The 25332-nt window shown below is 73.6% G+C and carries 24 protein-coding genes; 7 read left to right on the forward strand and 17 right to left on the reverse strand.

All coding sequences use genetic code 11. The features are described from left to right. Nucleotides 1-64: 64 nt before the first annotated feature. The 10 genes from FLL47_RS17085 to FLL47_RS17130 form a co-directional block, all read right to left on the reverse strand. Nucleotides 65-466: a DUF3040 domain-containing protein gene (locus FLL47_RS17085; RefSeq protein WP_144121485.1), complete on the reverse strand. Its 402-nt coding sequence runs from the start codon at nt 464-466 to the stop codon at nt 65-67. Nucleotides 467-591: 125 nt separating this feature from the next. Beyond that, nucleotides 592-1899, reverse strand: coding sequence for a DNA polymerase IV (locus tag FLL47_RS17090; protein ID WP_281286725.1), 1308 nt, complete (start codon nt 1897-1899; stop codon nt 592-594). Nucleotides 1900-2106: 207 nt separating this feature from the next. Next, complete coding sequence (locus tag FLL47_RS17095; protein WP_144121623.1) at nt 2107-3273, reverse strand: alkaline phosphatase family protein; 1167 nt, start codon at nt 3271-3273, stop codon at nt 2107-2109. Beyond that, complete coding sequence (locus tag FLL47_RS17100) at nt 3270-4088, reverse strand: methyltransferase domain-containing protein (protein ID WP_144121487.1); 819 nt, start codon at nt 4086-4088, stop codon at nt 3270-3272. The genes FLL47_RS17095 and FLL47_RS17100 overlap by 4 nt, the downstream gene beginning before the upstream one ends. Nucleotides 4089-4171: 83 nt before the next feature. Continuing rightward, nucleotides 4172-4897 carry a hypothetical protein gene (locus tag FLL47_RS17105; RefSeq protein WP_144121488.1) on the reverse strand — a complete coding sequence of 242 codons (726 nt, stop codon included), beginning with the start codon at nt 4895-4897 and terminating at the stop codon, nt 4172-4174. 35 nt (nt 4898-4932) lie between these two features. Continuing rightward, nucleotides 4933-6234, reverse strand: a complete 1302-nt coding sequence (locus tag FLL47_RS17110) for a chymotrypsin family serine protease (protein WP_144121489.1) — start codon at nt 6232-6234, stop codon at nt 4933-4935. A gap of 111 nt (nt 6235-6345) precedes the next feature. Then, nucleotides 6346-9642 (reverse strand): error-prone DNA polymerase, encoded by a 3297-nt coding sequence (locus tag FLL47_RS17115; RefSeq protein WP_425457716.1) that lies wholly within the window; start codon nt 9640-9642, stop codon nt 6346-6348. 550 nt (nt 9643-10192) lie between these two features. Beyond that, on the reverse strand, nt 10193-11722 hold the full coding sequence (locus tag FLL47_RS17120) for a DNA polymerase Y family protein (protein ID WP_144121491.1): 1530 nt from the start codon (nt 11720-11722) through the stop codon (nt 10193-10195). A gap of 55 nt (nt 11723-11777) precedes the next feature. Next, complete coding sequence (locus FLL47_RS17125; RefSeq protein ID WP_342780327.1) at nt 11778-12548, reverse strand: hypothetical protein; 771 nt, start codon at nt 12546-12548, stop codon at nt 11778-11780. A 157-nt stretch (nt 12549-12705) separates the two neighbouring features. Continuing rightward, complete coding sequence (locus FLL47_RS17130; protein WP_144121492.1) at nt 12706-13131, reverse strand: SAV_6107 family HEPN domain-containing protein; 426 nt, start codon at nt 13129-13131, stop codon at nt 12706-12708. 472 nt (nt 13132-13603) lie between these two features. Between FLL47_RS17130 and FLL47_RS17135 the strand changes: the two genes are divergently transcribed. Genes FLL47_RS17135 through FLL47_RS17145 form a run of 3 tightly spaced genes read left to right on the forward strand, consistent with a single transcriptional unit; the run spans nt 13604 to nt 15663 of the window. Further along, nucleotides 13604-14602, forward strand: a complete 999-nt coding sequence (locus tag FLL47_RS17135; protein WP_222106097.1) for an EamA family transporter — start codon at nt 13604-13606, stop codon at nt 14600-14602. Nucleotides 14603-14635: 33 nt separating this feature from the next. Then, the gene (locus tag FLL47_RS17140) at nt 14636-15124 is read left to right on the forward strand and encodes a YbaK/EbsC family protein (protein ID WP_144121493.1); all 489 of its coding nucleotides are present in this window, start codon (nt 14636-14638) and stop codon (nt 15122-15124) included. Beyond that, on the forward strand, nt 15121-15663 hold the full coding sequence (locus tag FLL47_RS17145) for a GNAT family N-acetyltransferase (protein WP_144121494.1): 543 nt from the start codon (nt 15121-15123) through the stop codon (nt 15661-15663). The genes FLL47_RS17140 and FLL47_RS17145 overlap by 4 nt, the downstream gene beginning before the upstream one ends. A gap of 243 nt (nt 15664-15906) precedes the next feature. Here the strand turns inward: FLL47_RS17145 and FLL47_RS17150 are convergent, their stop codons facing one another. The 4 genes from FLL47_RS17150 to FLL47_RS17165 all read right to left on the reverse strand — a co-directional run bounded on the left by FLL47_RS17150 (nt 15907) and on the right by FLL47_RS17165 (nt 18594). After that, nucleotides 15907-16596, reverse strand: a complete 690-nt coding sequence (locus FLL47_RS17150) for a CDP-alcohol phosphatidyltransferase family protein (protein ID WP_144121495.1) — start codon at nt 16594-16596, stop codon at nt 15907-15909. Nucleotides 16597-16642: 46 nt separating this feature from the next. Beyond that, complete coding sequence (metF, locus tag FLL47_RS17155; protein ID WP_144121496.1) at nt 16643-17563, reverse strand: methylenetetrahydrofolate reductase [NAD(P)H]; 921 nt, start codon at nt 17561-17563, stop codon at nt 16643-16645. Between the two features lie 125 nt (nt 17564-17688). Continuing rightward, a complete protein-coding gene (locus FLL47_RS17160; protein ID WP_144121497.1) occupies nt 17689-18096 on the reverse strand; it encodes a hypothetical protein in 408 nt (135 codons plus the stop codon). A 171-nt stretch (nt 18097-18267) separates the two neighbouring features. Then, nucleotides 18268-18594, reverse strand: a complete 327-nt coding sequence (locus FLL47_RS17165) for a GntR family transcriptional regulator (protein ID WP_186315772.1) — start codon at nt 18592-18594, stop codon at nt 18268-18270. 163 nt (nt 18595-18757) lie between these two features. Between FLL47_RS17165 and FLL47_RS17170 the strand changes: the two genes are divergently transcribed. From FLL47_RS17170 to FLL47_RS17180, 3 genes are all read left to right on the forward strand, one after another. After that, a complete protein-coding gene (locus FLL47_RS17170; RefSeq protein ID WP_144121499.1) occupies nt 18758-20032 on the forward strand; it encodes a hypothetical protein in 1275 nt (424 codons plus the stop codon). Nucleotides 20033-20220: 188 nt separating this feature from the next. Beyond that, nucleotides 20221-21579, forward strand: a complete 1359-nt coding sequence (locus FLL47_RS17175; RefSeq protein WP_144121500.1) for an NsdA family TPR-like regulatory protein — start codon at nt 20221-20223, stop codon at nt 21577-21579. Between the two features lie 9 nt (nt 21580-21588). Further along, nucleotides 21589-22659: a polyprenyl synthetase family protein gene (locus FLL47_RS17180; protein ID WP_144121501.1), complete on the forward strand. Its 1071-nt coding sequence runs from the start codon at nt 21589-21591 to the stop codon at nt 22657-22659. Nucleotide 22660: 1 nt separating this feature from the next. On the opposite strand, the gene FLL47_RS17185 is transcribed toward FLL47_RS17180, so the two are convergent. Further along, a complete protein-coding gene (locus tag FLL47_RS17185; RefSeq protein WP_246158049.1) occupies nt 22661-23101 on the reverse strand; it encodes a guanyl-specific ribonuclease in 441 nt (146 codons plus the stop codon). A gap of 57 nt (nt 23102-23158) precedes the next feature. Between FLL47_RS17185 and mptB the strand changes: the two genes are divergently transcribed. Beyond that, on the forward strand, nt 23159-24763 hold the full coding sequence (gene mptB, locus FLL47_RS17190; protein WP_144121502.1) for a polyprenol phosphomannose-dependent alpha 1,6 mannosyltransferase MptB: 1605 nt from the start codon (nt 23159-23161) through the stop codon (nt 24761-24763). Here the strand turns inward: mptB and FLL47_RS17195 are convergent. Further along, nucleotides 24708-25016, reverse strand: a complete 309-nt coding sequence (locus FLL47_RS17195) for a lycopene cyclase domain-containing protein (protein WP_144121503.1) — start codon at nt 25014-25016, stop codon at nt 24708-24710. The two genes, mptB and FLL47_RS17195, sit on opposite strands and share 56 nt — an antisense overlap. Further along, entirely contained in the window at nt 25013-25330 is a 318-nt protein-coding gene (locus tag FLL47_RS17200) for a lycopene cyclase domain-containing protein (RefSeq protein ID WP_246158050.1), read from the reverse strand. The genes FLL47_RS17195 and FLL47_RS17200 overlap by 4 nt, the downstream gene beginning before the upstream one ends. Nucleotides 25331-25332: the final 2 nt, after the last annotated feature.

The raw sequence follows: 25332 nt of genomic DNA on the forward strand, positions 1-25332 counted from the left end.
CCGCCCCTTCCGGGGCGGCCCTCGCCGTTCGTTTTGGCGCCGGCAAGGCACGCCGGCGGTGGGGTCAGCGGTCGAAGTCGCCGCGTTCGCGCCAGCGGTTCTCGAGGCGGTCGATGATGCCGCCGGTGCGGCCGCTCCGGCTGCCGCCTCGGGTGCGGCGGGTCGCGGTGCCGCCCACGGAGCGCAGTTCGGCGTTCTGGCTGCGCTTGTGCGCCAGCATCCAGAACGCCGCCGCGCCGAGCATCAGCACGAAGCCGACGACGCCCAGCCACAGCTTCTCGCTGTCGGCGACGCCGTAGACGACCAGGCCCAGGCCGGCGAGGATGAGCACGGCGGAGATGATGATCCGCCGGCGGGCGTGGAATTTGGGATCGCTGTGGCGGACGGCCGAAGCGAACTTCGGGTCTTCGGACAGCGACCGCTCGATCTGCTCGAACAGCCTCTGCTCGTGCTCGGATAGCGGCACGGCTCTCCTCCCCGGTCCGCCAGGTCGGCGTTCCCTCTCCAGGGTGCGACAGAGCGCCGATTCCCCAGATGAAGATCGCCAAACCGTGAATACGTGTTGCAGCCGGACGACTGCTACCCGTCAGTCTACGAGGGCGGTGGCGGGTCGGAAAGCGGGACGACCATGCCCGGAGCGGGATTTTGCGGCCGTGACGCCGTCGCACCCGCAGAACGCCGTGTCGTACCGAGAAGACTGGCCGGTCGGACGGCCCCGCGACCGAACCGGGCGATGACAGCATCGCTCGCCACCTCGGCCTCCCGCCAGCCGTCTTCCTCCTCGCCGAGGGCCAGCTGCCGCACCGCCCCCTCGGCCGCCAGCAGCCCCTCCAGCCGCACGCCCACCAGCCGGATGCGCTGCTGGGCCCGCACCGCCTCGAACAGCTCCCAGGCGGTGGCGAGGATGTCGTGGGCCACGTCTGTCGGGCCGGGCAGTGTGCGCGAGCGGGAGATGGTCCGGAAGTCGGCGAACCGCACCTTGATCGACACCGTGCGCCCGGCCTGGCCTGCCGCACGGGCCCGGCCCGCGACCTTCTGCGCCAGCGCCAGCATCGTCTTGCGCAGCGCCTCCGGGTCGCCCAGGTCGGTGTCGAAGGTCACCTCGGCACCGATCGACTTCTCCTGGTGCTCGGTGCTGACCTGGCGCGGGTCGCGGCCCCAGGCCAGTTCGTGCAGATGCGCGGCCAGGGACTGCCCCACCGCGGCCCGCAGCAGGCCGGGCGTGGCGTCCGCGACGTCGGCGACGGTGCGCAGGCCCAGCCGGTGCAGCGCCTCCTCGGTGCGCTCGCCGACGCCCCACAGGACCGACACCGGCAGCGGGCGCAGGAACTTCAGCGTCTTGTCGGCGGGGATGACCAGCAGGCCGTCCGGCTTGGCCCGGGTGGAGCCGAGTTTGGCCAGGAACTTGTTCGGCGCCACCCCGATCGAGCAGCTGAGCTGCTGCTCGTCGGCGATGCGCGCGCGGATGAGGCGGGCGATCTCGACCGGCCGGCCGAACAGGCGGCGACTGCCGGACACGTCGAGGAACGCCTCGTCCACCGACAGCTGCTCGACCAGCGGCGTGATGTCGCGGAACACCGCCATCACGGCGCGGGACGCCTCGGCGTACGCGTTCATGTCCGGGGAGATGAAGATCGCCTGCGGGCAGCGGTTGCGGGCCACCGCCGTGGGCATCGCGCTGCGCACGCCGTATGCCCGCGCCTCGTAGCTGGCCGAGGAGACCACCCCGCGCCCGCCGGTGCCGCCGACCACCACCGGCAGCCCGCGCAGCTCGGGACGCCGACGCACCTCGACCGAGGCGAAGAAGGCGTCCATGTCGATGTGCAGGAACGGGCAGCCGGAATCGTCGCCGTCCGGCCCGAAGCCCTTCGGCGCACCACCCCCGGAAGCACGTCCCACGGCCATGACGGTACCGCTGAGGTGGGACATCCCCGCCGGCACCGCAGCGGGACCGGAGCGGAAGGGTTTACTCCGACGGCGTGCTCGAATCGGGACGCTTAAGCGTCCTGATTCGAGCACGCCGTCGCGGACGGTTCGCGCTGGCGCTGGATCGGCACCGGGCCCTCGCCGAGCTGCGGGCGCGGGCGGCCGTCGCTACGGAACGGTTCAGGGGCGGTACACCAGCAGTGGGATGCGCATTTCGGGTTCGGTGAGGGAGCCGTGCATGGCGATCAGGCGGGCGACCGAGGGCGGGTCGGTGGCCGTGGCCAGGACCGCCCAGTCGTCGCGGCAGACCACGACCACGTCGCCGAGGCGGGCCGCGTGGCGCTCGCCCATGGGTCCGTACCAGCCCGTGGCGATCGCCTCGTCGCGGGTGCCGATCCAGGCCGCGTGCCCGGCCCGCGCCTGCCAGGCGGCGAGCACGTCCGCGGTCGCGCCGGGCGCGGTGTGCAGGTAGCGCACCCGTGGTTCGCCGGTGACCACGCGCACCCCCGCTGACAGCGCCGGGTCGGCGTGGGCGTCGATGCGGTGGTCGGCGGGCACGTCGAGCTGACCGTGATCGGCGGTGACCAGCAGCGCGGCGTCCTCGGGCAGGCCGCCGACGAGCCGGGCCAGCAGGTTGTCCACCTCGGCGGCGGCCGCGGCCCACTCGGCCGAGGTGAGGCCGTGCTCGTGGCCTGCCTTGTCCAGGTGCGGGTGGTAGCCGTGGACCAGGGCACGCCCCGGGGCCTCCTTCAGCGCCGTGAGCATGCCGGTGGCGAGTTCGTCGACGTCGACCGCGGGCACGTAACGGGCACCCGCGCTGGTGGCCGTGGTCAGGCCGCTGCCGGCGTACTCGGGGCGGTTCACCACCGTGGTGTCGATCCCGGCGGCAGCCGCGGCGGCGTACAGCGGCGGCACCGGCACCCACTGCCGCGGTGGCGGATCGTCGGCCCACTGGGTGTGGTTGAGCACCCGGTCGGCTCCCGGCACGATGGTGTTGAACGCCAGCACACCGTGCGCGCCCGGCAGCGCGCCGGTGGCGAGGCTGACCAGGCTGGTCGGGGTGGTCGACGGGAAACCGCAGGTGGTCGACAGCGCCAGGCCGAGCTCGCCGCGCAGGGTCGCCGCGAGCACCGGCGCGACCGGGGCCATCGCGGGCAGCTGGTGATGGCCCATCCCGTCGACGAGCAGCACCGCGATGCGGCGTACACCGTCGAGGCGGGCGGCCAGACCCAGCCGGTCGGGCAGACCCGCCGCGCCGAGCGCGGCCAGCGCGCCGGGCAGCACGTCGGCGAGCGTGCCCTCGTCGTAGTTCGGTGGGACGAACACGGCGGCCTCCCGGCGGGTCAGTGGTCGGCGTGGCCGCGGCGGCGGGCCAGCAGGTGCAGCTGGGTCGCCACGTCCCGGTACGGCGGCACGGCCGACGCGGCCAGCTCGAAGGCCAGCAGCGCCTCCGGGTCGGCGTCGGCGACGACACCGGGCACCAGGTCGGCGATCACACGCACCCCGTGCGCCTGCTCGACGTGCAGCCCGGCCTCGGCCAGCAGCGCCTCCGCGCCGATGAGGTCGAACCGGCGCCGCACCGTGTCCCGCCCGGTGGCCCTGGCCTGCACCTCTCCGCTGGTGGCTCGTGTCGAAGGCCCGCCCGGACGGCGGGCCTCCGCGGACTCCCCACCAGCGTCCAGCAGCGCGGCCGCAGCCTGCCACTGCCCGGCGAGCGCGCGGGACAGCACGGCGGCGGCCCGGTTGGCGACCAGGATGCTGGCCGCGCCGCCCGGCCGCAGCGCGTCGTGCAGCGCCTGCGCGACCGCGTCGGGATCGTCGACGAACTCGAACACGGCATGGCACAGCACCAGGTCGGCCGCGGCCGGCGGAACGAGGTCGCCGAGCGAGTCTGCGTCGCCCTGCAGCGCGCGCACCCGTTCGGCCACACCCGCGTCGGTGGCCCGGCGCAGCAGTGACGCCAGCGCGTCGGGGCTGGGATCGACGACGGTCACGGTGTGCCCGGCCTCGGCCAACGGCACGGCGAACCCGCCCGTGCCTCCGCCGACGTCGACGACACTGAGCGGGCGACCGTCCTGTCCGGCCAGCTCACCGCGCAGCACCGACCAGATCACGGCGGTACGGGGTCCCGCAATGCGGGCTTGCGCCACAGTTCGCTCCACGTCGCCGAGCCTAGCGGCCGCCGGTGGGCGGGCGCCGGGGCACGCCGTCCAGACGGGCCACCGAGCCGAGCCACCGGCGGAGGTCAGCTGTCGCCACGTAACCTGCCCTCGACCGGGCCGCGTTCGATCACCAGCTTCGCACCGAACTGCTCCATCAGCTGGGCCGTCTCCTCGTCGCTGAGGTCGGCGCGCATCTGCACGGCGCAGGCGTATCCGTCGACGGCCAACGAGAACTTCAGCGAGGCTGCGGTCGGCAGGAACCTTCGCTCGCTCAGCTCGACGACCACCCGCTCCAGCTCGACCCGCGAGTGCGGGCAGGTCACCAGGCGGTAGGGCTTGCCCTTCACGTACTTCTTGACGCCTTCGACGACGCCGGGCAGCCCGTTGCCCTCGTGCACGCCGAGCACGACGGTGCCCTTCGCGTCGATCCCGGTGCCGACGAACGTCTCCCAGTGACCGCGGATGTACTCGTCGAGGCTGGCCGGCTCACCCGCCACCACGACCCGGACCACACTGCCCCGGGGCAGGCTGGTGCCGCCGGGCGGGTCGGTCACCGCGACGACGCCGCGCTCGAGCAGCAGCCCCGGCTCGTACTTGACCAGGGGCACCAGACCGGCCTTGCCGAACTCCTTGTCCAGCAGCCCGATGGCGCTGTCCACCACCTGCGGCACCCGGGTCGTGACGACCACGGCGTCGGCCGAGGGCTCCGGCACGTCCGCGGGCGGCTGGTTGCGCGCGGCGCACCCGGCGACCGCACCGGCGAGCACGAGCGCGGTGACCCGCGCCGGCCAGCTCCGCTGTCCGCTCATGTCCAGCCCTTTCGTACGTGGCGTGCCGCCCGGCCTCAGGAGGTGAGGATGGTGGCGTTGAGGTGGGACTCGATGTTGGTCAGCTGCTCGGCGACGACGCCGCGGCAACCGCTCGTGCAGCCGACGATCATCCCCAGGGCGATGGCGTTGCTGGCGCCGGATCTGATGTAGACCGGGCCGCCGGAGTCGCCGGTGCGCACGATGATGTCGCCGTTGCGGCCACCCTCCATGAGCCCCCCGGTGCAGCCCTCGGCGTCGCAGATCATGGCGTTCAGGCCGATCACGGTGACGCCGCAGGTGGCCTTGGTGACCATGCCGCTGAGGCAGACGACGTCGCCGACCAGCGGATTGCGCTTGGCGGTGATGTTGCGCTGGGTCGGACAGCACGGGTCGGTATGGATGACGTTGTCGTAGGTCTCCGCGGCGGAGCCCACGAACAGCATGTCGTACGCCGGGTAGTCCTTCTTGCGCGAGCCGGTGCCCCAGTACTGCGTCGAGGAGTAGATGTTCTGCCCGTTGCCGAAGCAGTGCCCGGCGCTGATGCCGCCGCTGTACACCGCGGTGTCGCCGGTGACCGACTTGCGGCGGGCGACGAACGCGGTGGTGCAGGTGTTCGTCGCGCCGGAGTTGACCCGTACGCCGGCGCCGCCGAAGTGGGCCTCGCCGTCGTTGAGCCGGCCGGTGCGCGCGGCGGTGTCGATGGTGACGTCGGCGACCTCGCCCAGCGCGTCCCGCAGCGCCTGCGCGGCCGCCGGGTAACGCGGGTCGAAGGTGACCTGGTAGCGGGAGTCCGCGGCGCGCAGGCTGTAGCTGAACGTCGCCCGCGCGGCGTCGGGATGCCAGGCGCGGCCGGCGAGCAGTTCGTCGGCGGCGGCCAGGCGGTCGGCCGAGAAGCAGCCGACCTTGACGGCCGTCTTGATCCCGGTCGCGCCGTCGGCGGCCAGCGCCGCCGTGGAGAGGCCGCTGTCGAGGGTGGCCGCCCGGGTGCGCTGCTCCGGGGTCACCACGATGGTCACCGTCTGCGTGTTGTGGTCGATCGCGGTGCCGATGTATCCGCGCCGCACCTGGTCGGCGATGCGCTCCTTGCCCCCGGTCACGCCGAGGGCCTGCCGCGCGGCCTGCTGGACGGCATGGTTGGCCTGGCGGGCCGGCTCGGTGTCGAGCCACTGCCCGTAGGCGGGCGCTCGGTCGGCGGTCAGGCTCGCGGCGAGCCCGGCGGGCGGCGCGGCGACCTTGCAGTCCACGGTGAGCGCCGGCACGGCCTGGGCGGGCAGGGAGGTGACCAGTGTGGCCAGCATCAGGCCGCAACCGGCCACGATCGACGACGTTTTCCGCATCTGGTGTCCGTTCGTCCCAGGGGTGATGGGTCGAGCGAACGCTATCGGCAGATTCTCGTCCACACAAGACGTACGGTCGTCCTTTATGGACCACGAGTAATCGGCGCGCTACTAACGGAAATCCCGGGAGGCGACCGGGGTCGCCACGGGCAGCGGCGCAAGGTGATCCGCGACCAGGTTGCGCACCCCCGACGCCGACTCCAGCCGCCCCCGGACCAGCAGCGCGGCGCTGCCCCGGGCCACCTGGCGGTGACGCAGCCAAAGACCGGGCGAGCAGACCACGTTGAGCATCCCGGTCTCGTCCTCCAGGTTGAGGAAGGTCACCCCGCCCGCGGTGGCCGGCCGCTGCCGGTGCGTGACCAGGCCGCCGACCAGCACCCTGGAGCCGTGCTCGACCCCGGTCAGCCGCGCGATCGGCAGCGCCCCCTGTGCGGTCAGCCGCTCGCGTACCAGCCGGATCGGGTGGTCGTCCGGGGACAGCCCGGTCGCCCACACGTCGGCCACCAGCTTGTCCACCGCGTCCATGCCGGGCAGGGTCGGCGCGTGCACGCCGACGACCGTGCCGGGCAGCCGGTCCGGGGTGTCGGTGGCGGCCGCGCCCGCGGCCCACAGCGCCGCCCGCCGGTCCAGGCCGAAACAGGCGAAGGCGTCCGCGGTGGCCAGCGCCTCCAGCTGGGTCGCGGGCAGGCAGGCCCGCCGGGCCAGATCGCTCATGTCGGCGTACGGGCCGCGCTCGCGCTCCTCGACGATACGTTTCGCGACGTCCTCCCCCAGCGTGCGCACGCTGTCCAGGCCGAGCCGCACGGCCGGGCCGCCCAGCCCCCACTGCGACGGCTGCTCCCCCGGCACGCTGCCGGAACGATCCCCCGGCGCCCACTCCAGGTTGGCCTTGACCAGGCTCGCGTTGACGTCTGGGCGGCGCACCTGCACCCCGTGCCGCCGGGCGTCGTCGACCAGCGACTGCGGCGAGTAGAAGCCCATCGGCTGCGCCCCGAGCAGCGCCGCGCAGAACGCCGCCGGGTGGTATCGCTTGAGCCAGGCGCTGGCGTACACCAGGTAGGCGAAGCTGATCGCGTGGCTCTCCGGGAAACCGTAGTTGGCGAACGCGGCGAGCTTGGCGAAGATGTCGTCGGCCAGCGCCGCCCCGATCCCGTTGCCGGCCATGCCCTCGTACAGGCGCTCGCGCAGCCGCTCCATCTTGTCCATGGACCGCTTGGAGCCCATCGCCCGGCGCAGCTGGTCGGCCTCCACCGGGGTGAAGTCGGCGACGTCGATGGCCAGCTGCATCATCTGCTCCTGGAACAGCGGCACGCCCAGGGTCCGGGCCAGCGAGTTGTGCATGCGCGGGTGCGGGATGTCCACCGGCTCCAGCCCGTTCTTACGCCGGATGAACGGGTGCACCGAACCGCCCTGGATCGGGCCGGGCCGGATCAGCGCCACCTCCACCACCAGGTCGTAGAAGCGCTCCGGGCGCAGCCGCGGCAGCGTCGACATCTGCGCCCGGCTCTCCACCTGGAACACCCCGACGGTGTCGGCGCGGCACAGCATCTCGTACACCTCGGGGTCGTCCGGCTTCAGGTCGCCGAGGTCCAGCTCCTGGCCGAGGAAGTCGAAGGCGTAGTGCAGCGCCGACAGCATGCCCAGCCCCAGTAGGTCGAACTTGACCAGGTCGACCGCCGCGCAGTCGTCCTTGTCCCACTGCAGCACGGTGCGGCCGGGCATGCGCGCCCACTCCACCGGGCACACCTCGATCACCGGCCGGTCGCAGATGACCATGCCCCCGGAGTGGATGCCCAGGTGGCGAGGGGCGTTGAGCAGCTCGTTGGCGTACTCCAGCACGTGCTCCGGAATGCCGTCGACGTCCTTGGCCGACACCCCGTGCCAGCGGTCGATCTGCTTGCTCCAGGCGTCCTGCTGCCCGGCCGAGAAGCCGAACGCGCGGGCCACGTCACGCACCGCCGAACGCGGCCGGTACGAGATCACGTTGGCGACCTGTGCGGTGTGCTGCCGGTCGTAGCGCCGGTAGACGTACTGGATGACCTCCTCGCGCCGGTCGGACTCGATGTCCACGTCGATGTCGGGCGGCCCGTCCCGCTCCGGGGCCAGGAAACGCTCGAACAGCAGCCCGCCCTCGCCGCCGACCGGGTCCACGTTGGTGATCCGCAGCGCGTAGCAGACCGCCGAGTTCGCCGCCGACCCCCGCCCCTGGCAGTAGATCTTCTCCTCCCGGCAGAACCGGACGATGTCCCACACCACCAGGAAGTAGCCCGGGAACTCCAGCTGCTCGATCATCTTCAGCTCGTGCTCGATGCGCTCGTACGCCTCCGGGTACGCCGCGGGCGGTCCGTACCGCTGCGCGGCCCCCTCGTAGGTGCGTGCCCGCAGGAAGGCCACCTCGTCGACGCGGGTGCCGTCCGGCTCGGTGAACGGCGGCAGCTTCGGCGCGACCAGCCGCAGGTCGAACGCCAGTTCCTTGCCCAGCTCCGCCGCGTACGCCACGGCGCGGTCCGCGCCCGGATACGGCATCGCCGCGAACCGGGCCGCCATCTCCGCACCCGAGCGCAGATGCGCGGTCGCCGCCGCGGGCAGGTAGCCGTCGATCTGGTCCAGGCTGGTGCGGGCGCGCACCGCCGCGGTCACCGTGGCCAGCCGCCGCCGGGCCGGCGCGTGGTAGTGCACGTTGTTCGTGGCGAGCACGGGCAGCCCGGCCCGCTGCGCCAGAAACGCCAGGACCTCGTTGCGGTCCCCGTCCGCCGGATCGGCGTGGTCGGTCAGCTCCACCACCACGTTCTCCGCGCCGAACAGGTCGGTCAGCCGGGCCAGCTCCCGCGCGGCCGCGTCCACCCCCTCGGTGAGCAGCGCGTGCGGCACCGCGCCCTTACGGCATCCGGTCAGGATCACCGCCTGCCCGTTCAGCGTCTCGGCGATCTTCTCCAGTTCGTACTTCGGCCGCCCTTTCTCGCCGCCCAGCAGGTGCGCCTCGGACAGGGTGCGGGCCAGGTTCGCGTAGCCCTGCGCCCCCCGGGCCAGCGCCAGCAGGTGGGTGCCCGCCGGGTCCGGCGCTCCGCCGCCGCGCGGCAGACCGGCCAGGTTCAGTTCCGCCCCGAACACCGTCGGCAGCCCGTGCTCGCGCGCCGCCTCCGCGAAGCGCACCACCCCGTAGAACCCGTCATGGTCGGTGATCGCGAGCGCCTCCAGCCCCAGCCGCACCGCCTCGGCGACCAGCTCCTCCGGATCACTGGCCCCGTCGAGGAAGCTGAAGTTGGTGTGGCAGTGCAGCTCCGCGTACGGCACGGTGCTCCGCGGCCTTTCGATCCGCTCGGCCCGATACGGCTCCCTCTTCCGCGAGAACCCCGGCGCGTCCCCTCCATCGGCGACCAGCGGATCGACCACCTGGCCGCCCCGCATCCGCCGCTCGAGCTCCGCCCAAGGCAACTGGTTCTGACTATCGAACCCCACTCGAACAACTGTACTAACCCCCAGCTCACCCCCCGCACCAGGGTCCACGTTGATCATGAACTTATGGACGTGTTCGACGGCGTGTCGTCACCCCCAACTTCATGATCGACTTATCGTGCGGCCCCGCTGGTCGACCAGCCACCACCCGAGGGTCGAACTGTCGGCCGCCTCGGACCCGGCCCGCCCGCCCGAATCGGCGCGTTACCAACGGGTCGCGGCGCGTCACCGCGGATCGGCGCCGGCAGCCCGGACCAGCCACACGCCGCCCCAGGGGCTCATGATCCGTTTTTGTGGACGCTGGGTGCTGCTATGGCGACGTCCAGCGTCCACAAAAACGGATCATGACCGGAGGCCAGGCACCCGAAGCCGCCATCCCGCCAGGTAACCCGGCTCCCACCGACGTCCTCTGACCGACCAGTCCGTTGACCATGAAGTTATGGCAGCGACACGCCGTCGAACACGTCCATAAGTTCATGATCAACGCGGTAGGAGGGGGTGGTCAGTCGAAGTGGAGGGTGATCGACCACTGGCCGGCGTCGAGGGTGAGCAGGAGTGCGCGGCCGGTGGCGAGGAGGATCTGGAGGCGGGCGGCGCGGTGGGTGCGGCGGCCGTCCCACCACTGCTCCTCCACCGGCCACGGGCCTGCCCAGCCGGTCACCTCGATCTTCCCGCCTTCCCACACCAGCCGGGCGGGCGGAGCGCTGAGCTCCAGCCGGGCGCTGACCCGCAACACCTCGCCGGAGGCGTCGAGCAGCTGCACCGGCACCGGCTCGGGCAGCACCACGGCCGGCGACGGCGGCGGCAGCCGGCCGGGCCACGGACCGGCCGGCCGCTGCGGCACCCGCTCGTCGCCCCAGGGCACCAGGGTGGCCTGCGCGTCGGGGTCGCGTCCGCCGCCGAGCACCGCGGTCAGCACCGCCTCCGGGCCGAGGATGCCCTGCACCCGGTGCAGGGCCCGGTGGGCCCGGTCGCGTTCCTGCCCGACGTCGCCCCACAGCCCGGCCTGCAACCCGGCCTGCCGGACGAGGCCGTCCGGGATGAGCCGCAGCGCGATGATCCCGGCGGTCATGCGCCGCTGGGTGATCCATCCCTCCAGCTGCCAGCGGGTGCGGTCGGCGATGGCGTGTGCGGTGAGCACCCCGTCGTGGCGCCACACCCGGTGCAGCTCGCGGCCGTCGGCGGTGACCGCGCTGATGGCCAGCCGGGTGGCGGCCATGCCGTATCCGGCGAGCCGCTCGTGCAGCCGCTCGGCCAGCGCCCGCGCGGCGAAGGCGGCGCTGTCGACGCGGTCCACCGGTTCGTCGTAGCGCTCCTCGACCTCCAGCTCGGGCGGGGTCTGGCGGACCGCGAGCGGCCGGTCGTCGCGGCCCGCGGCCAGGCGCTGCGCGAGCGCGGCGTCGAGCCCGAAGCGGGCCAGCACGTCACTGGGCGGCAGGTCGGCGAAGGCGCCGAGGGTATGCACGCCGAGCCGCCGCAGCAGGCTGGTCAACGCGGGCCGGTCCAGGGTGGTCACCGGCATCGCGGCCAGGAACGCGGCGGTCTGCCCGGGGGCGATGATCCGCCCGGCCCGGGCGGCCAGCAGCGCGGCGAACGTCCCGTCGGCGACGCCGATCTGGGCCTCCACCCCGCACTCCTGCGCCACCTGCTCGACGATGCGCTCGGCGGCGGCCTCCTCGCCGCCGAAGTAGCGGGCCGGGCCGCGAGCGGCGAACGCGCAGACGCCCGCCCGCAGCACCGCCACCGAGGCGGCGATCTCCTCGACCGCGGTGAGCACGGGTTCGAAGGCCCGCACGTCGCGGACCGGGTCGTAATCGATCGTGATCACCTGCGGACACCTGCCCTGCGCCTCGCGTTTGCGCAGGCCGCGGCGCACCCCCTCGGCACGCGCGGCGGCGGACGAGGCGACGACCCGGTTGGCGTGCAGCACCGCGACCGGCCGGTGCGCCGGCACCCCGTCGAGCAGGTCGGCGGCGATGACCGGCCAGTCCGGACACCAGACGAGCATGGTGCGCTGGGCGGCGTCGCCCATCAACGCACCACCGGCGGCCGCGCCCGGCCGTTTCCCACCGGGTGCGGCGCCCCGGTCATCCCTGCACCACTCGCAGGTGACCCCGGCCCGGCCCCTCGGTGTGGTGCATCGGGCGCGACGGCGACACGATCACGGGTTCGGGCGAGGTGATGGACGGGCCGGACGACGCGGGCAGCCACATGGTGACCCGGCGCGGGCGGCCCGCGGCGCCCCGGCCCCGGGCCGAGACGGTCAGCTCGCGGGCGCGCAGCCGGCCGTGTCCCTGCCCCAGCCCGAGCCACATGCCCTCGACCGGGGAGAGCACCACGTCGGCGCCCTCCCACCCGCCGCCGAACGGCACCAGCACGCTGCCGCGCTGGCGGGCGCGGGCGGCGAGCTGCTGGCGTACGGACGCGGCCACCGGCCCGGTCGGGGCGGCCACCACCACGTCGAACCCGTCGAGCAGCGCGCCGACGACCGTGGTCCATTGCGGGCCGGGATGTGGCACGAGAGCCAGCCGGTCCAGGGCGATGCCCATCTCCGCGGCGGCGGCCAGGCCCAGGCTCGGCAGCCCGACCACGGCGCACCAGGAACCGGCGGACGAGGCGGCGGACAGCAGGGCCAGTAGCAGCGAGGTGGTGCCGCCACAGCCGGGCGCGTCGGTCGAGGCCACCGCGATCGTGCTGCCCCGGCGCAGCCCTCGGCCGGGCAGCAGCTCGCGCAGCTCGGGCAGCACCGGCAGCATCCGGTCGGTGCCCAGCCCGGCCTGCTCGTCGGTGAGGTCGCTGGCTCGCCGCACCGAAGCGTGCTGCAACTCCATTGACCGGGCCTGGCTCAGCCCCGTCATGGCGTTCATCTCCCCCGTCGTGCGTGGATATCGGTCGTCCTGCTCTTGCCACCGGTGGCTCGTCCCGGCATGCCGCGGGTGCGGCGACGCGGGGACGAGCCGTGTCCGGATCGCGCCTGTCCGGGCGCGCACTCGGCCCGCCCCCGCGGGCCCGGTACTACCCGGCGAGGGCGGGCTGGATCGCGAGATCCAGTGCTTCCTGCACCAGGTCGACGAAGTGGCCGGCCTGCAGCATCAGGGTGTCCGCCTCCTCGGCGGTGACCCGGGCGATGCCGGCTTCGGCGGCGGATCTCTTGGCTGCGCCGGACGAGAACAGGGACGACCAGGCGCTCATCTCGGGGGCGACCATGGCCAGCAGCACCCACACGCTGGTGATCTGGCGTCGCCGGACGGGCGCGGGCAGGGCCCGGGCGGCGATCACGGCGGCCGCGGCGCGCAGGGCGGCGAGGTGGGCGGTGGCGTAGCGCTGCGCGTGGCCCCCGGTCTCCCGGGCCTCGGCGAGCCCGCGGCGGGCGAGGACGATCAGTTCGATCGGAGTGCGGTGCGGCAGTAGATGGGCCGGCACCTTCGTCGTGGCGTTCATGTCGGCGGCTCCCTCCATCGTCGGCCTATACCCGGCCGAACCCCAGGGCTGTCACTCGGACCCGGATCGTTCCGGGCCGGGCGACCGCCCGCTTTCCGAGCCACGGAGGAAGAACGTGGTGTAGCGCTTGCCGGCCGGGCGTGGAGCTTCCCCACGCCACGCCCGGACCGGCTCGCCGGTCGGGCGGCCATCCGCTGCCCGGGGGTCGATGGGCAGCGGATGGCACCCGCCTGGTCGGCCGCCGGAGCCGCGAATCTCCGGTGACCTGGGTCGGTGCCGCGAACACCGGCCCGGGGTTCGCGGTTGCGAACCGCTTCCCCCGAGACATGATCGAACACTTGTCCGAACAACGAGTAGAACGTTAGTTCGAAAAAATCGCGTTGTAAACCCTGACCCGCGCCGTGTCGCGACCCGGACCGAAAGAGTAAGGACCAAATGCTGATCCGCACATGACAACAGGTAGCCTCGAACAGTGCCGTTCCGTCCCCGGCCCGCTCTGGGCATCATCATGGTCACGCTGGCCAGCCTGCTGTTCGCCGTCAACGGCACCGTCTCGAAACTGATCCTGCGAGCCGGGGTCAGCGCGCCCGACCTCACCACGCTGCGCGCCGTGGGCGCCTGCGCCGGGCTGATCGCGCTGGGCGTGGTGCTGCGCCCCGGGCTGCGCCGGTTCGCCCTCACCGCACGCCAGTTGCCGCTGCTCATCGCGTATGGCATCACCGGTTTCCTCGCCGTGCCGATGCTCTACTTCGTGGCCATCGCCCGCATGCCGGTCGGTGTCGCGCTGCTGTTCGAATACACCGCTCCGCTGTTCGTCGCGCTGTGGGCCCGTTTCGGCCAGCGCCGGCCGGTGCGGCCGCGGCTGTGGGCGGGCCTGGCGCTGTGCCTGCTCGGCCTCGCCTGCGTCGCCGAGGTCTGGGGCGACCTGAGCCTGGACGGCGTCGGTGTGCTCGCCGGGCTCGGCGCCGCGGTGCTGCTCGCCGCGTACTTCATCCTCGGCGCGAAGGGCGTGGCCAGCCGCGACACCGTCTCGCTGACCGGCTGGGCGTTCGGCGTGTCGGCCGTGGCCGGGCTGCTCTTCCGGGCCGCGAGCGGCACCGCCCCGGACTGGAGCGCGCTGGGCGGGCACACCGACGGCGGCACCCCGCTCTGGCTGCTCTGCGCCTACCTGCTGATCCTCGGCACCATCGTGCCGTACCTGCTGATCGCCGGTTCGCTGCGGCACCTGCCCGCGACCAGCGTCGGCATCCTCGGCATGATCGAACCGGTGCTGGCCGCCGCTGTCGCCTGGCTCACCCTGGGCGAGTGGCTCAATCCGGCGCAGCTCGCCGGCGGCGCGCTGCTGCTGACCGGCGTGGCGCTGGCCGAGACCGCCCGGGTGCCCGTGGCGGCGCTGATCGAGCCGGTACCGCTGGGGCAGAATGAAGCCCGTGCCGTCGCGCCTGAACGTGATCGCGTGCACACCCGCTGACCGATGTGCCCCACCGAAGACATGGATCGAGTGATGTTGTCGCACCCGAACGTGATCGCCGTCCAGCACGCGCTCGCCGCCGCCGACGCCCGGGACCACACCGGCGCGGGCTGCCGGGTGATCGTCCTGGACGACGGCGTGCACACCGCCGCCGCCGCGGCCGCCGCCCTGGGTGTCGGGGCCGCACAGATCGCCAACTCGCTGATCTTCGAGGTCGACGGCGAGCCGCTGCTGGTGCTGACCTCCGGCGGGCACCGGGTGGACACCGCCAAGGTCGCCGCCGACCTCGGCGTCGCCAAACTGCGCCGGGCCACGCCCGAGTTCGTACGCGAGCACACCGGCCAGGCCATCGGCGGCGTCGCCCCGCTCGGCCATCCCAAACCGGTGCGCACGCTCATCGACACCGCGCTCGCCGGGTACGGCGAGATCTGGGCAGCCGGCGGGGTGCCCCGGGCCGTCTTCCCGATCACCTATCCGGAGCTGCTGAGGGTCACCTCGGCGACGCCGGCGGAGGTCGCATGAGGCTGGTCCCCTGGACCTCGGACGACCTCGGCCGGCGCATGGACGACGTGCTGACCGTGTTCGGCGAGGCCATGTCCTACCACCCCCAGGCCCTGGCCGTACGGCGCGGCTACATCACCACGCACCTGCAGCGGCCGCATTTCCGGGCCATCGCGAGCCTGAGCGACATGGGTCAGCTGCTCGGTTTCGCCTACGGCTACCACTCCGAGCCCGGCCAGTGGTGGCACGACCAGGTCAGCGCGGTGCTCGACCCCGACGCGCGGCAGCGCTGGCTGACCGACTGCTTCGAGGTGGTCGAGCTGCACGTGCGCCCGGCCGCGCAGGGCCACGGCCTGGGCGAGGCACAGCTGCGGGCGCTGCTGGCGATGACCGGCGCGGCGACCACGCTGCTGTCCACCCCCGAGGCCGACGAGCAGGCGTCGCGCGCCTGGCGGCTGTACCGGCGCACCGGCTTCGTCGACGTCTCCCGCCACCTGCTGTTCCCCGGCGACCCCCGCCCCTTCGCCGTCCTCGGCCGCCCGCTCCCCATGACCCGCTGACCGCGCCGCACCGCACCGCCGCAGCCCGGGTACGGCGGCGCGGCCGCCCTTGATCATCCGACTTGCCCGGCACCTGTGCGTATCTTGACCCCGCATTCGCCCGATTGCCTGGCAAGTCGAGTGACCTTGGTGCACGACCGCACCGCGACGCCGTCACCCGATGCCGCGATGCCGCAGGGGCGACGCCTCAGCGCGGGCCTTCCGGCCACGGTCTCCGTGCCGCGGCGGAAGGGAGGCCGGCGGTCAGGTGAGGACCTTGCGGACCACGGCGAGGAGCTGGCCGAGACCCAGCACGGCCAGGGAGAACCACAGGACCAGGACCATCGTCACCACGCCGGCGGCGAGATCGGGGCCGACCTGCGTGGTCGCCGCGGCCGCCAGCAGCAACGACAGCAGGGTCAGCCAGGCGCGGGTGGGCCGGTCGCCGATGGTCGCCGAACCCGCCGCGCGCAATCCGACCGCACCGGCCCGGGCCCGGACGTACTCGTGCAGCCACACCATCGCCCCGCAGGCCAGCAGCAGCGCCTGCTGCGCGCCGAGCGACGCCAGCGCGACCAGCCAGCACACCTCGCTCATCCGGTCGATCATGGTGCGGTAGAACGAGGCTAGCCGGGAGGTCCGGCCCAGCAGCACCGCCAGCGTCTGCCCGACCGTGTCCGCAGCCAGGCCCAGCACCAGGACCGGCGCGGCCAGTGCGGGCCACGAACCGCCGCGGGCCGCGATGACCGGCACCAGCACCGCGCAGGCCGCGGCGACCGTCATCGCGTACGCGGGCCGCGCGCCGAACCGGGCCAGCACCCCGCCGACCGTGAACGCGGCCCGCAGCCACTTGCGCAGCAGCGGGCCCGCATGGCGCGGGTCGTACCCGTCGTGCGAGTTCGACCAGCCGGAGACATACCCGTCCCAGCTCGTGTTCGTCGTCGGCGCCGCCATGCTCCACTCCCGGTCCGCCTGCCCTGGCAGGCCACCCGGGTGGGAGCTACACCGCGGCGCCCACCCGTAGCCGCTGCCACACCTCACGGGTGGCCGTCGACCGGTTCAACGTGATGAAGTGCAGGCCGGGTGCGCCCTCGGCGAGCAGCTTCGTGCTCAGCTCGGTGGCCACCTCGACGCCGATGGCCCGCACCGCCTGGGGGTCGTCGGCGACCGCGCGCAGCCGCTCGGCCAGGTCCGGCGGGAACGCCGCGCCGGACAGCTGCGCCATCCGCTCGATCTGGCTGACGTTGGTCACCGGCATGACACCCGGGATGATCGGCGCATCGCAGCCCTCCGCGGCGGCGGCGTCGCGCAGCCGCGCCCAGTCCTGCCAGTCGAAGAAGAACTGCGTGATCGCGTAATCGGCGCCGGCCCGGCACTTGCGGACGAAGTGGTGCACGTCCGAGGCGAAGTCGGCCGACCGCGGGTGCTTCTCCGGGAACGCGGCCACGCCGACGCAGTAGTCGCCGCTGTCCTTCAGCAGCCGCACCAGCTCCTCGGCGTAGTGCAGCCCACGCGGGTGGGCGACCCATTCGGCCTGCGGGTCGCTGCCCGGCGGGTCGCCGCGCAGCGCCAGCATGTTGCGCACGCCCGCGTCCGAGTAGTGCCCGATGACGTTGCGCAGCTCGCCGATCGAGTGGTTGACCGCGGTCAGGTGCCCCAGCGGCAGCAGCGTCGTCTCGGTCGCGATGCGCTCGGTGAGCTGCACCGTCGTGTCCCGGGTGCTGCCGCCCGCGCCGTACGTGATGGAGACGAAGGACGGCTGCAGCGATTCCAGCTCCCGGATCGACTGCCACAGCAGGCGTTCGCCGTCGGCGGTCTTGGGCGGGAAGAACTCGAACGAGAACGTCGGCTCCCCGGACGCCAGCAGCTCGCGGACGGTCGGCCGGGGTCCCGGCATGGTGGATGGAGCACGCAGCGTCACCCTGCCGACTCTATCGGCCGACCGGTCTGAGGAGCGGTTTCGTCCCAGTGCGTGGTGCGCCCCGCCCACGTGACCGTGCTCACGGGCCCCTCTGGTCTCATCCGCACCCGTCCGGGCCGGCGCGCTCACCGCGGCTCCTCGTCGGTGAGGAACCAGTCCGCGAACGAGGCCGACCCGCGTCCCACCGCCGGGTGCCGGCAGGCGGCGAGCAGCCCGCGTTCGGCATACCGCCGCGGCGGGCAGGGCCACGGCAGCTCGCACACCCGGCAGCGGTGCACCGGCGGCCGGAAGCCCGCACCCGGCACGTGGTCGTGCAGCAGTCGCGCGGCCAGCCGCCACATCAGCGGCTGCACCACCTGCTCCGGCGGGTCCAGCGGCGGGTTCTCCCAGTCGATCGGGGGCAGATCCATCAGACCCTCCAGGGTGTACGCGACGAAGGGCACCGGGGCGACGCAGGCCATGGGAGATGACGCGCCGCCCCGGCGGCTCACACCGGTGTCGGGAGTGCCGTCCACCAGCGCGAGCCCGTTCATCACAGCGAAGATTCCGCCGCACGGGAGGGGCCAGCACAAAGATGTGAAGGGGCCAGGGGACTTGGAGTCCTTACACGGCTCCGACCAGCGCGGATATCTACTTCGCGGCCCGAACGCTCGACATCACGCAAGGTCAACGGCTGTCAAGAGCCCAGTCGCCGAAATGCGCGATCAGGTGACGGCCCGCGCCCGCGGACCCGTGTCATGGTCTTGAATCGCCGTGCCGGCACCCCAGTAACCGCTGGCCGGCCGCCCCGGCGAGCTGCGCACGATGCGCTCGAACCGGCGCACGTACGTCCCCGCACCGGGCCGTGCCATCACCAGGCCGTCGGCGCGCAGCACGTCCAGCGCACGCGTCGCGATGCTCACGGCGACGCCGTGCTGTGCGGCGATCTCACGCAGAGAAGGCAGGCGTATCCCCTCTGCCAGCTCACCGCTGAGGATGAGTCGGCGCAGCTGATCCGCCACCCGCCGGTATGCCGGTTGCTCGCCCGCCATCGCGCAGGACGACCCTCCGTCGTTCGGAACAGTCGCACTCCACGACACCACGGGGGATGGTGATCTCTCCTCCGACACGGTCATCGCTGCGGCGGGCCATGGGCGGACGATCACTCGGTATTTCAGTTGGCCGGCCGGCTGTGCGGGGCCATCCTGATCCACGATGACCGAACCGGATGACGACGGACACCACTGGTACTACGACCATCCCCGGACCCTGCTGGGATGCCTGCAACGCGGGCATGGGCGCGGCGTGCTCAAGGCACGCCGCGATCGACGCGACGCAAGCGTGACCGAGGCCGTGTTCGCCTGCATCGCGCGCGACCACCGCTGGGACCGCCAGGTCGACGACTGCGGCGACTATCTCGCCCGCCTGGTCCGCGACCTGGACATGGATCTCACACCGATCGTCGATCTCTTCTGGACAGCCGACCGGGACCTCGACCTCGACGACGAGACCTCCTACGACGAGGGCTCCTTCCACGTCACGCTCAGGGTGCTGGAGACGCTCGGTCACGCGGGTGACCGCCGGGCGGTGGCCGCGCTGCGGCAGGCCGTTGCCGAGGCCGACCACTGGATGGCGGTGCTCGACGAGATCACCGGTCGGTGGCCCAGGCAGAGTTGGGACGACCTCGACACCGTGGTGCTCGCCCGGTTGACCCCGCAGGACGAGGACGACGTGCTGGGGTTCCGGGACCCCTGGACCACCTGGGCGCAGCGGCATCCCCGGATCCGCGACCTGACCCGGCGGACGGCCGAACGCAGCGCACGCCCGCCGACGCCCGCCCCACGCCCCAACGATGTGCTGGTCGCGGTGCTGACCGACCCGCTGGCGTCGCGCGGCGAGCGGTCGGCTGCGGTGCGGGAGCTGGCCCGATCCGCGCCGGAGCCGCGGTTGCTGGATCTGGCCGAGGACCTTTTCGGGACGCCGCTGCTGCACCGTGCGGTCTCCCGGCTGGGCCCGGCCGCGATCGGCCACGCCAGGGTGTGGGCCCAGGACGGGCGGATGCACCGGTTCGGCGCGGGCCTGCTCGCCGCGCACGGCACTGAGCAGGACATCCCTCGGCTGATCGAAGCCTGGGACAGGTTGTGGGAGGGCGACGAGTGGTGCGGGTTCGACACCCTGGCCGACGGCTTCGCCCGCTTCGGTGCTGTCGCGGCCGATGCCGTGCCGCGGTTGTGGGCGATGTGGCAGTGGACTCCGCATTCGTACGAGCGGACGGCCTGCCTGCGGGCGCTGCTGGCGGTCGACCCCCTGGCCGCCGAGGTTCCGCTGGTGCAGGGCCTGTTCGACAGCGAGAGCGGTGTGCGCGAGTTCGCCGCTGCCCACGTCCACCTCGACGAACTCACCAGGACGGTGCTGGACGGCCTTGTCCACGATCCGATCGAGACACCCGAGGTCCGGCAACTCGCGGCGACGCGGCTCGCAGCGCGATGATCGCCGTCGCGTGTCGGAAAGTGAGGCCGGAGCGCGTTTTCCGACACGAGACAGCGATCGCGAAAGCGGCGATCTCGGGGCGAGGCCGCGGTGTCGTACGCGGACGGTAGAAACGGGTCGGCGCATGGGGGCCTGCGCCGGGGGTCGGCTGTGTCCGGTAACGCCGTGGGACGAGCCTGGAGGCCGCCGTGTCCCGTCCACCACTGGGCAGACTGATCGCTGAGACCCGACGCCGTCGCGGGTACAGCCAGACCAGGCTCGCCGCGCTGCTCTGCGCGGCGGCTGAGGTCACCACGGTGACCAGGCACGAGGTGAGCCGCTGGGAGCGGGGTGACCGGCTGCCCGGCGCGCAGTGGCTGGCCTGGCTCGCGCTCGTGCTCGACCTGCCGCCCGCTTGGCTGGCCGCCGCCGCGCGGCCGGTCGACCGGTCGGCTCCCACCGACGGCGTCACCCGGCTGCACCGGCTCGCCGAGCAGTGGCTGCGCCATGCCGTGCACGGCGACGCCGCGCCGGGCGAGTCCTGGCGCCTGGCAGACCTGGGCGCCGCACGATCGCCGGCCGGATCCGGCCACGCTGCCGCCGGATCGGTGCACACCGGGTGGGGCCGGTTCCTCGTACGGCCGGGCGACCGGGAGGCCGCGCAGCTCGATCGGCACATCGCCGAGCTGCGGCGGATGGACGATCTCGTGGGCGGGGCCGATCTGGCCCCGGTGGCGCACCGGTGCTGGTCGCAGGCGGCCGACCGGTTGCACCGCGCGCGCGGCGCGGACAGACGGCGCCTGTTGCGGCCCACGACGGAGCTGGCGCAGCTCGCCGGGTGGACCGCCGCCGACGCCGGGGACCGGGCGACCGCGCTGCGGGCATACCGGGCGGGGCTGGTGCTGGCGATGGAGGCTGACGACACTGCGCTGGGCGGGCACGTGCTGGGCGGGGCCAGCCATCTGCTCTGCGAGGCGGATCCGCGAGCGGCCTGGCGGCTGGCCCGGATCGCCGCGGCGGGCACGCGCCGGGTGGGCAGCCCCGGTCTGCGGGCGCTGCTCGCGCACCGGGCGGCGCTGGCCGCGGCGCGGGCCGGAGACGGGCGTGCCGCGGCCGACGGGCTGCTGGTCGCCCGGCGGCTCGGCGACCGGGTGCGGCCGGAGCATGAGCCCTCCTGGCTGTACTGGCTGGACCAGACCGAGCTGGCCGCGATGACGGGCCGCTGCCTGGTCGTGCTGGACCGGCCGGTGCGGGCGCTGCCGCTGCTGGAGCAGCCGGGCCTGCGGCGGCCGCGCCGCGGTCAGCCGCGCACCCGCGCGGTCTACGCGGGCTGGCTGGCGCGTGCCCTGCTCGGCGTCGGCGAGGTGGAGCAGGCCTGCGCGGTCGGCGCGGACGCAGCGGTCGAGGCGGTGCGGGCCGGGTCGGTGCGGGCAGCCGAGCAGACCCGCGAACTGTCGGTGCGGCTGGCGGCCCGTACGCAGACCCGCGCGGTGCGTGACTTGAGTGAGCTGATCACCCAGCTCACGTCATACCTCCCGGGGTCATCCACACGGCCGGGAGTGAACTAAGTTCGTCCCATGACCATTCACCCGGTGGACCGGGCCGCGCTGCGTCCGCGGGTCGAGAAGGCTCTGGCGGTCTTCCTGGCCGACCGCCGGGCGCACATGGCGGGCATCGATGCCGGCCTCGGCCCGCTGGCAGACGCCGTGGAGGCGTTCGTGCTGGGCGGCGGCAAACGCCTGCGCCCCGCCTTCGCCTACTGGGGTTACCGCGGAGCGGGCGGCGAGGACCGCGACGACGTGGTGTCCGCGCTGGCCGCCCTGGAGCTGGTGCAGGCGAGCGCGCTGATGCACGACGACCTGATGGACGCCTCCGACACCCGCCGCGGCGAGCCGGCGGTGCACCGCCGGTTCGCGATGCTGCACGACCGCGAGAACTGGCAGGGCGGGGCGGCCGGGTTCGGCGCGGCGGCCGCGATCCTGCTCGGTGACCTGTGCCTGGTCTGGTCGGACGAGATGCTGCACGCGGGTGGGCTCGACCCGGTGACCGTGGCGCGGGCGCGGCCGGTCTTCGACCTGATGCGCACCGAGGTCATGATCGGGCAGTACCTCGACGTGCTCACCCAGGCCTCGGCGGACACCTCGGTGGAACGGGCGTCGCAGGTGGCCCGGTTCAAGTCGGCGAAGTACACCGTCGAGCACCCGCTGCTGCTGGGGGCCGCACTGGCCGACGCCCCCGCCGCGCTGAGCCAGGCTTACTCGGCCTTCGGGCTGCCGCTGGGCGAGGCGTTCCAGCTGCGCGACGACGTGCTCGGGGTGTTCGGCGATCCGGTGGCCACGGGCAAACCGGCCGGGGACGACCTGCGTGAAGGCAAGCGGACCTATCTCATCGTCATGGCGCTCGCGCACGCCGCGCCCGCGGACCGCGACACGCTCGCCGCCGCGCTGGGCAGGCCCGATCTCGACGAGGCCGGCGTGGCGCAGCTGCGCCGGATCATCACGGAGTCGGGCGCGCTGGCCCGCACGGAGACGTACATCGCCGAGCTGACCACGACGGCGCTCGCCGCGCTGGAGGCCGCGCCGGTCGAGCCCGAGGCGGCCGAGATGCTGCGCGAGCTGGCCGACGCCGCGGTGCACCGCGCCACCTGAGCTACCGCAGCACCTGCCGGAAGCTGTCGTAGTGGTCGTCGGTGTAGTAGATGTCCCCGTCGCGGCCCGCCACCAGCCGCCGCGCACCGCGGTCGCGTGAACCCGGCGTGGGCACCGTGTACTCGCGGTAGTAGCCGCGCGGCTGCCGGGGCAGGATGCCCTCCAGATTGCCGAACACGGTGCCGTCCTTGTCGTAGGGGAACGGCCCGTTCGCGTCGATCAGCGCGACCGTGGCGACCGCCTCCTTGGGCAGGTCGCGCAGAGGCACCGTGGGCAGCCCCGACACCGGGGTCCGGCCGCCCGACGCGGCGGGCGCGCCGCCCTCGCCGGAGGGCGTCATGGCGGTACGCGCGCAGTACCCCACCAGCGCCATGAGGGCGATCAGCAGCACCGCCACCACGGCGGCGATCGTGATGTTGCGCCGCGTCGCATACCTGTCCACATCAGGGAGTGTGCGGTGTCGCGTGGGTGCGATCAAGGACCGTGGAATCATCAACGGGTGCTCCCCCACGCCGCCTCCCGTGCCGCCGTCGCCCTGGGCTGCGTCTCGGGCGTGCTGCTGGCCGCCTCGGCGTACCTGGCGGGCGCGCTGCCCGGCGGCGACCCCGGACCCGGGCTGCGGCTGGGCGGGTTCGGTGCGGTGCCCGGGAGTTTCCTGCTGGGGCTGGCGTGCTGGCTGGTCGGTATGGCCGGCTGGACGGCCGCATGGTGGCGGCTGGGCCGGGCCGGGGATCTGATCACCGGCAGGTCGGGACCTGACCTGGCCGAGGGCGCGCGGGGCGCCGGCCCGGCGGGCCGCACGGGCACGTCGGGTCGACCCGGCACGGTGGGCCGGTGGGCCGGCCCGGCGTGGCGGCTGCTGGCGATCGGGGCGGCGTGGGCCGCGCCGCTGCTGGTCGCGCCGCCGCTGGGCAGCCGCGACGCTTACGCGTACGCCTGCCAGGGCTGGCTGTGGCGGGCGGGCCTGGACCCGTACACGATGGGTGTCGCCGACGGCGGCTGTCCTTGGACCTCGGCCGTCCCGGAACTCTGGTGGCACACCCCGACCCCCTACGGCCCCGTCGCGGTGCTGCTGACCGCCGCCGTGACCGGCCTCGGCGGCCTGATCGGCGCGCTGGCAGGCCTGCGCATGCTCACCCTCGCCGCACTGGCCCTGCTCGCCCTCGCCCTACCGCCCCTGGCCCGCGCCTGCGGCGTCCCCGTGCCCGCCGCCTACTGGCTCGCCCTGCTCACCCCCCTGACCGCCGTCCATGCCCTCTCCGCTCTCCACAACGACGCCCTGGTCGCCGCCCTCACCGTCACCGCCCTCGCCCTGACCCTGACCACCCGAGATCGCGACGATCTTGCGCGAACTGTCGCCCCTTTGCCCGGTTCGGGCGTGTCGTCCCCACAGGCCGCGCAAGATCGTCCCCGCGCGGGCGGGGCGGGGGCGTGGTGGGGGGCGGTTGGGGTGGGGGGCTTGGTGGCGGGGGCGGTGGGGGTCAAGGTGACGGCGGTGGTGGTGGTGCCGTTCGTGCTGGTGTTGCTGGGGCGGCGGTGGTGGGCGGGGGCGGTTGCGGGGGTTGCCGCGTTCGCTGGGGTGAGTGTGGTGAGCGGGCTGGGCCTGGGGTGGGTTTCGGCGCTGCGCGGGACCGGGGAGCTGGTGCAGTGGAGTTCGCCGCCGACGGCGGTCGGTATGGCTGCGGGCTATGTGTTGCGGCTGGTCGGGCGGGGCGAGTGGGTCGATGCGGCGGTGGCCGTGGGGCGGGCGTCGGGGCTGGTGGCGCTGGTGGCGGTCGGGGTGTGGGGGTTGGTGCACGCGTGGCGGCGGCGGGGTGACGCCGGGGCGGTGGTGCGGGCGTGCGGGTGGGTGATGGCCGCGACGGCGCTGCTCGGGCCGGTGTTCTATCCGTGGTACGCGCTGGCGCCGCTGGCCGTGCTCGCGGCCGCGGAGACGGATCCGCGACGGCGGAGGTGGCTGGCTGTGGCGGCCGCGGTCTGCGCGTTCCTGACGCTGCCCAACGGGCTCGGGGTGCCGGTGCTGACCAAGGCGGTCGGCGCGTTCGCGGTCACGGCCGCGCTGATCGTCGCCGCCGTCCGGTCCAGACCCAGAGCGACAGCGTGAACAGCACCAGCGCGAAGCCGAACACCAGGTCCTCGACGGGGGCGTACGCGACGCGCAGGCCCGTGATCGCCTCGGGCGCGTAACGGACCACCCCGCGCCCGGTCAGCACCCCGTTGCTGAGCAGCTGGAACACCAGCACGATCGGATAGGTCGCCCAGAACACCGGGCTCAGCAGCACCCGGGTGCGCAACACCAGCAGGTCGACCGCCACCGCACCGGCCAGGCCGAGCACAGCGGCCGCGGTGTAGGTCACGAGCGCCCGGCCCGGTCCAGCACCTTGCGCACGGCCTCGAAGCCGAGGATCGCGCACAGCGGCACCGCCAGGAAGAACAGCAGCTCCTCCAGCGGCATCCCGCCGGGCAGCCATACGCCCAGCACCTGGTCATGGTCGAAGGACCAGTGTCCGGCCGCGATCGCGGCGAGGTCCCACGCACCGAAAACCAGCACCACGGGCACCGCGACTCCCAGCAGCCGCCGCCACTGGCGCAGCACCCCGACCCGCAGCACCGGCTCCAGCCACAGCGCGCACAGCAGGCAGCCGAGCAGCACCGCCAGGTACGCGTACACCG

The sequence above is a fragment of the Catellatospora sichuanensis genome (genome assembly GCF_007483665.1).
Lineage (GTDB): Bacteria > Actinomycetota > Actinomycetes > Mycobacteriales > Micromonosporaceae > Catellatospora > Catellatospora sichuanensis.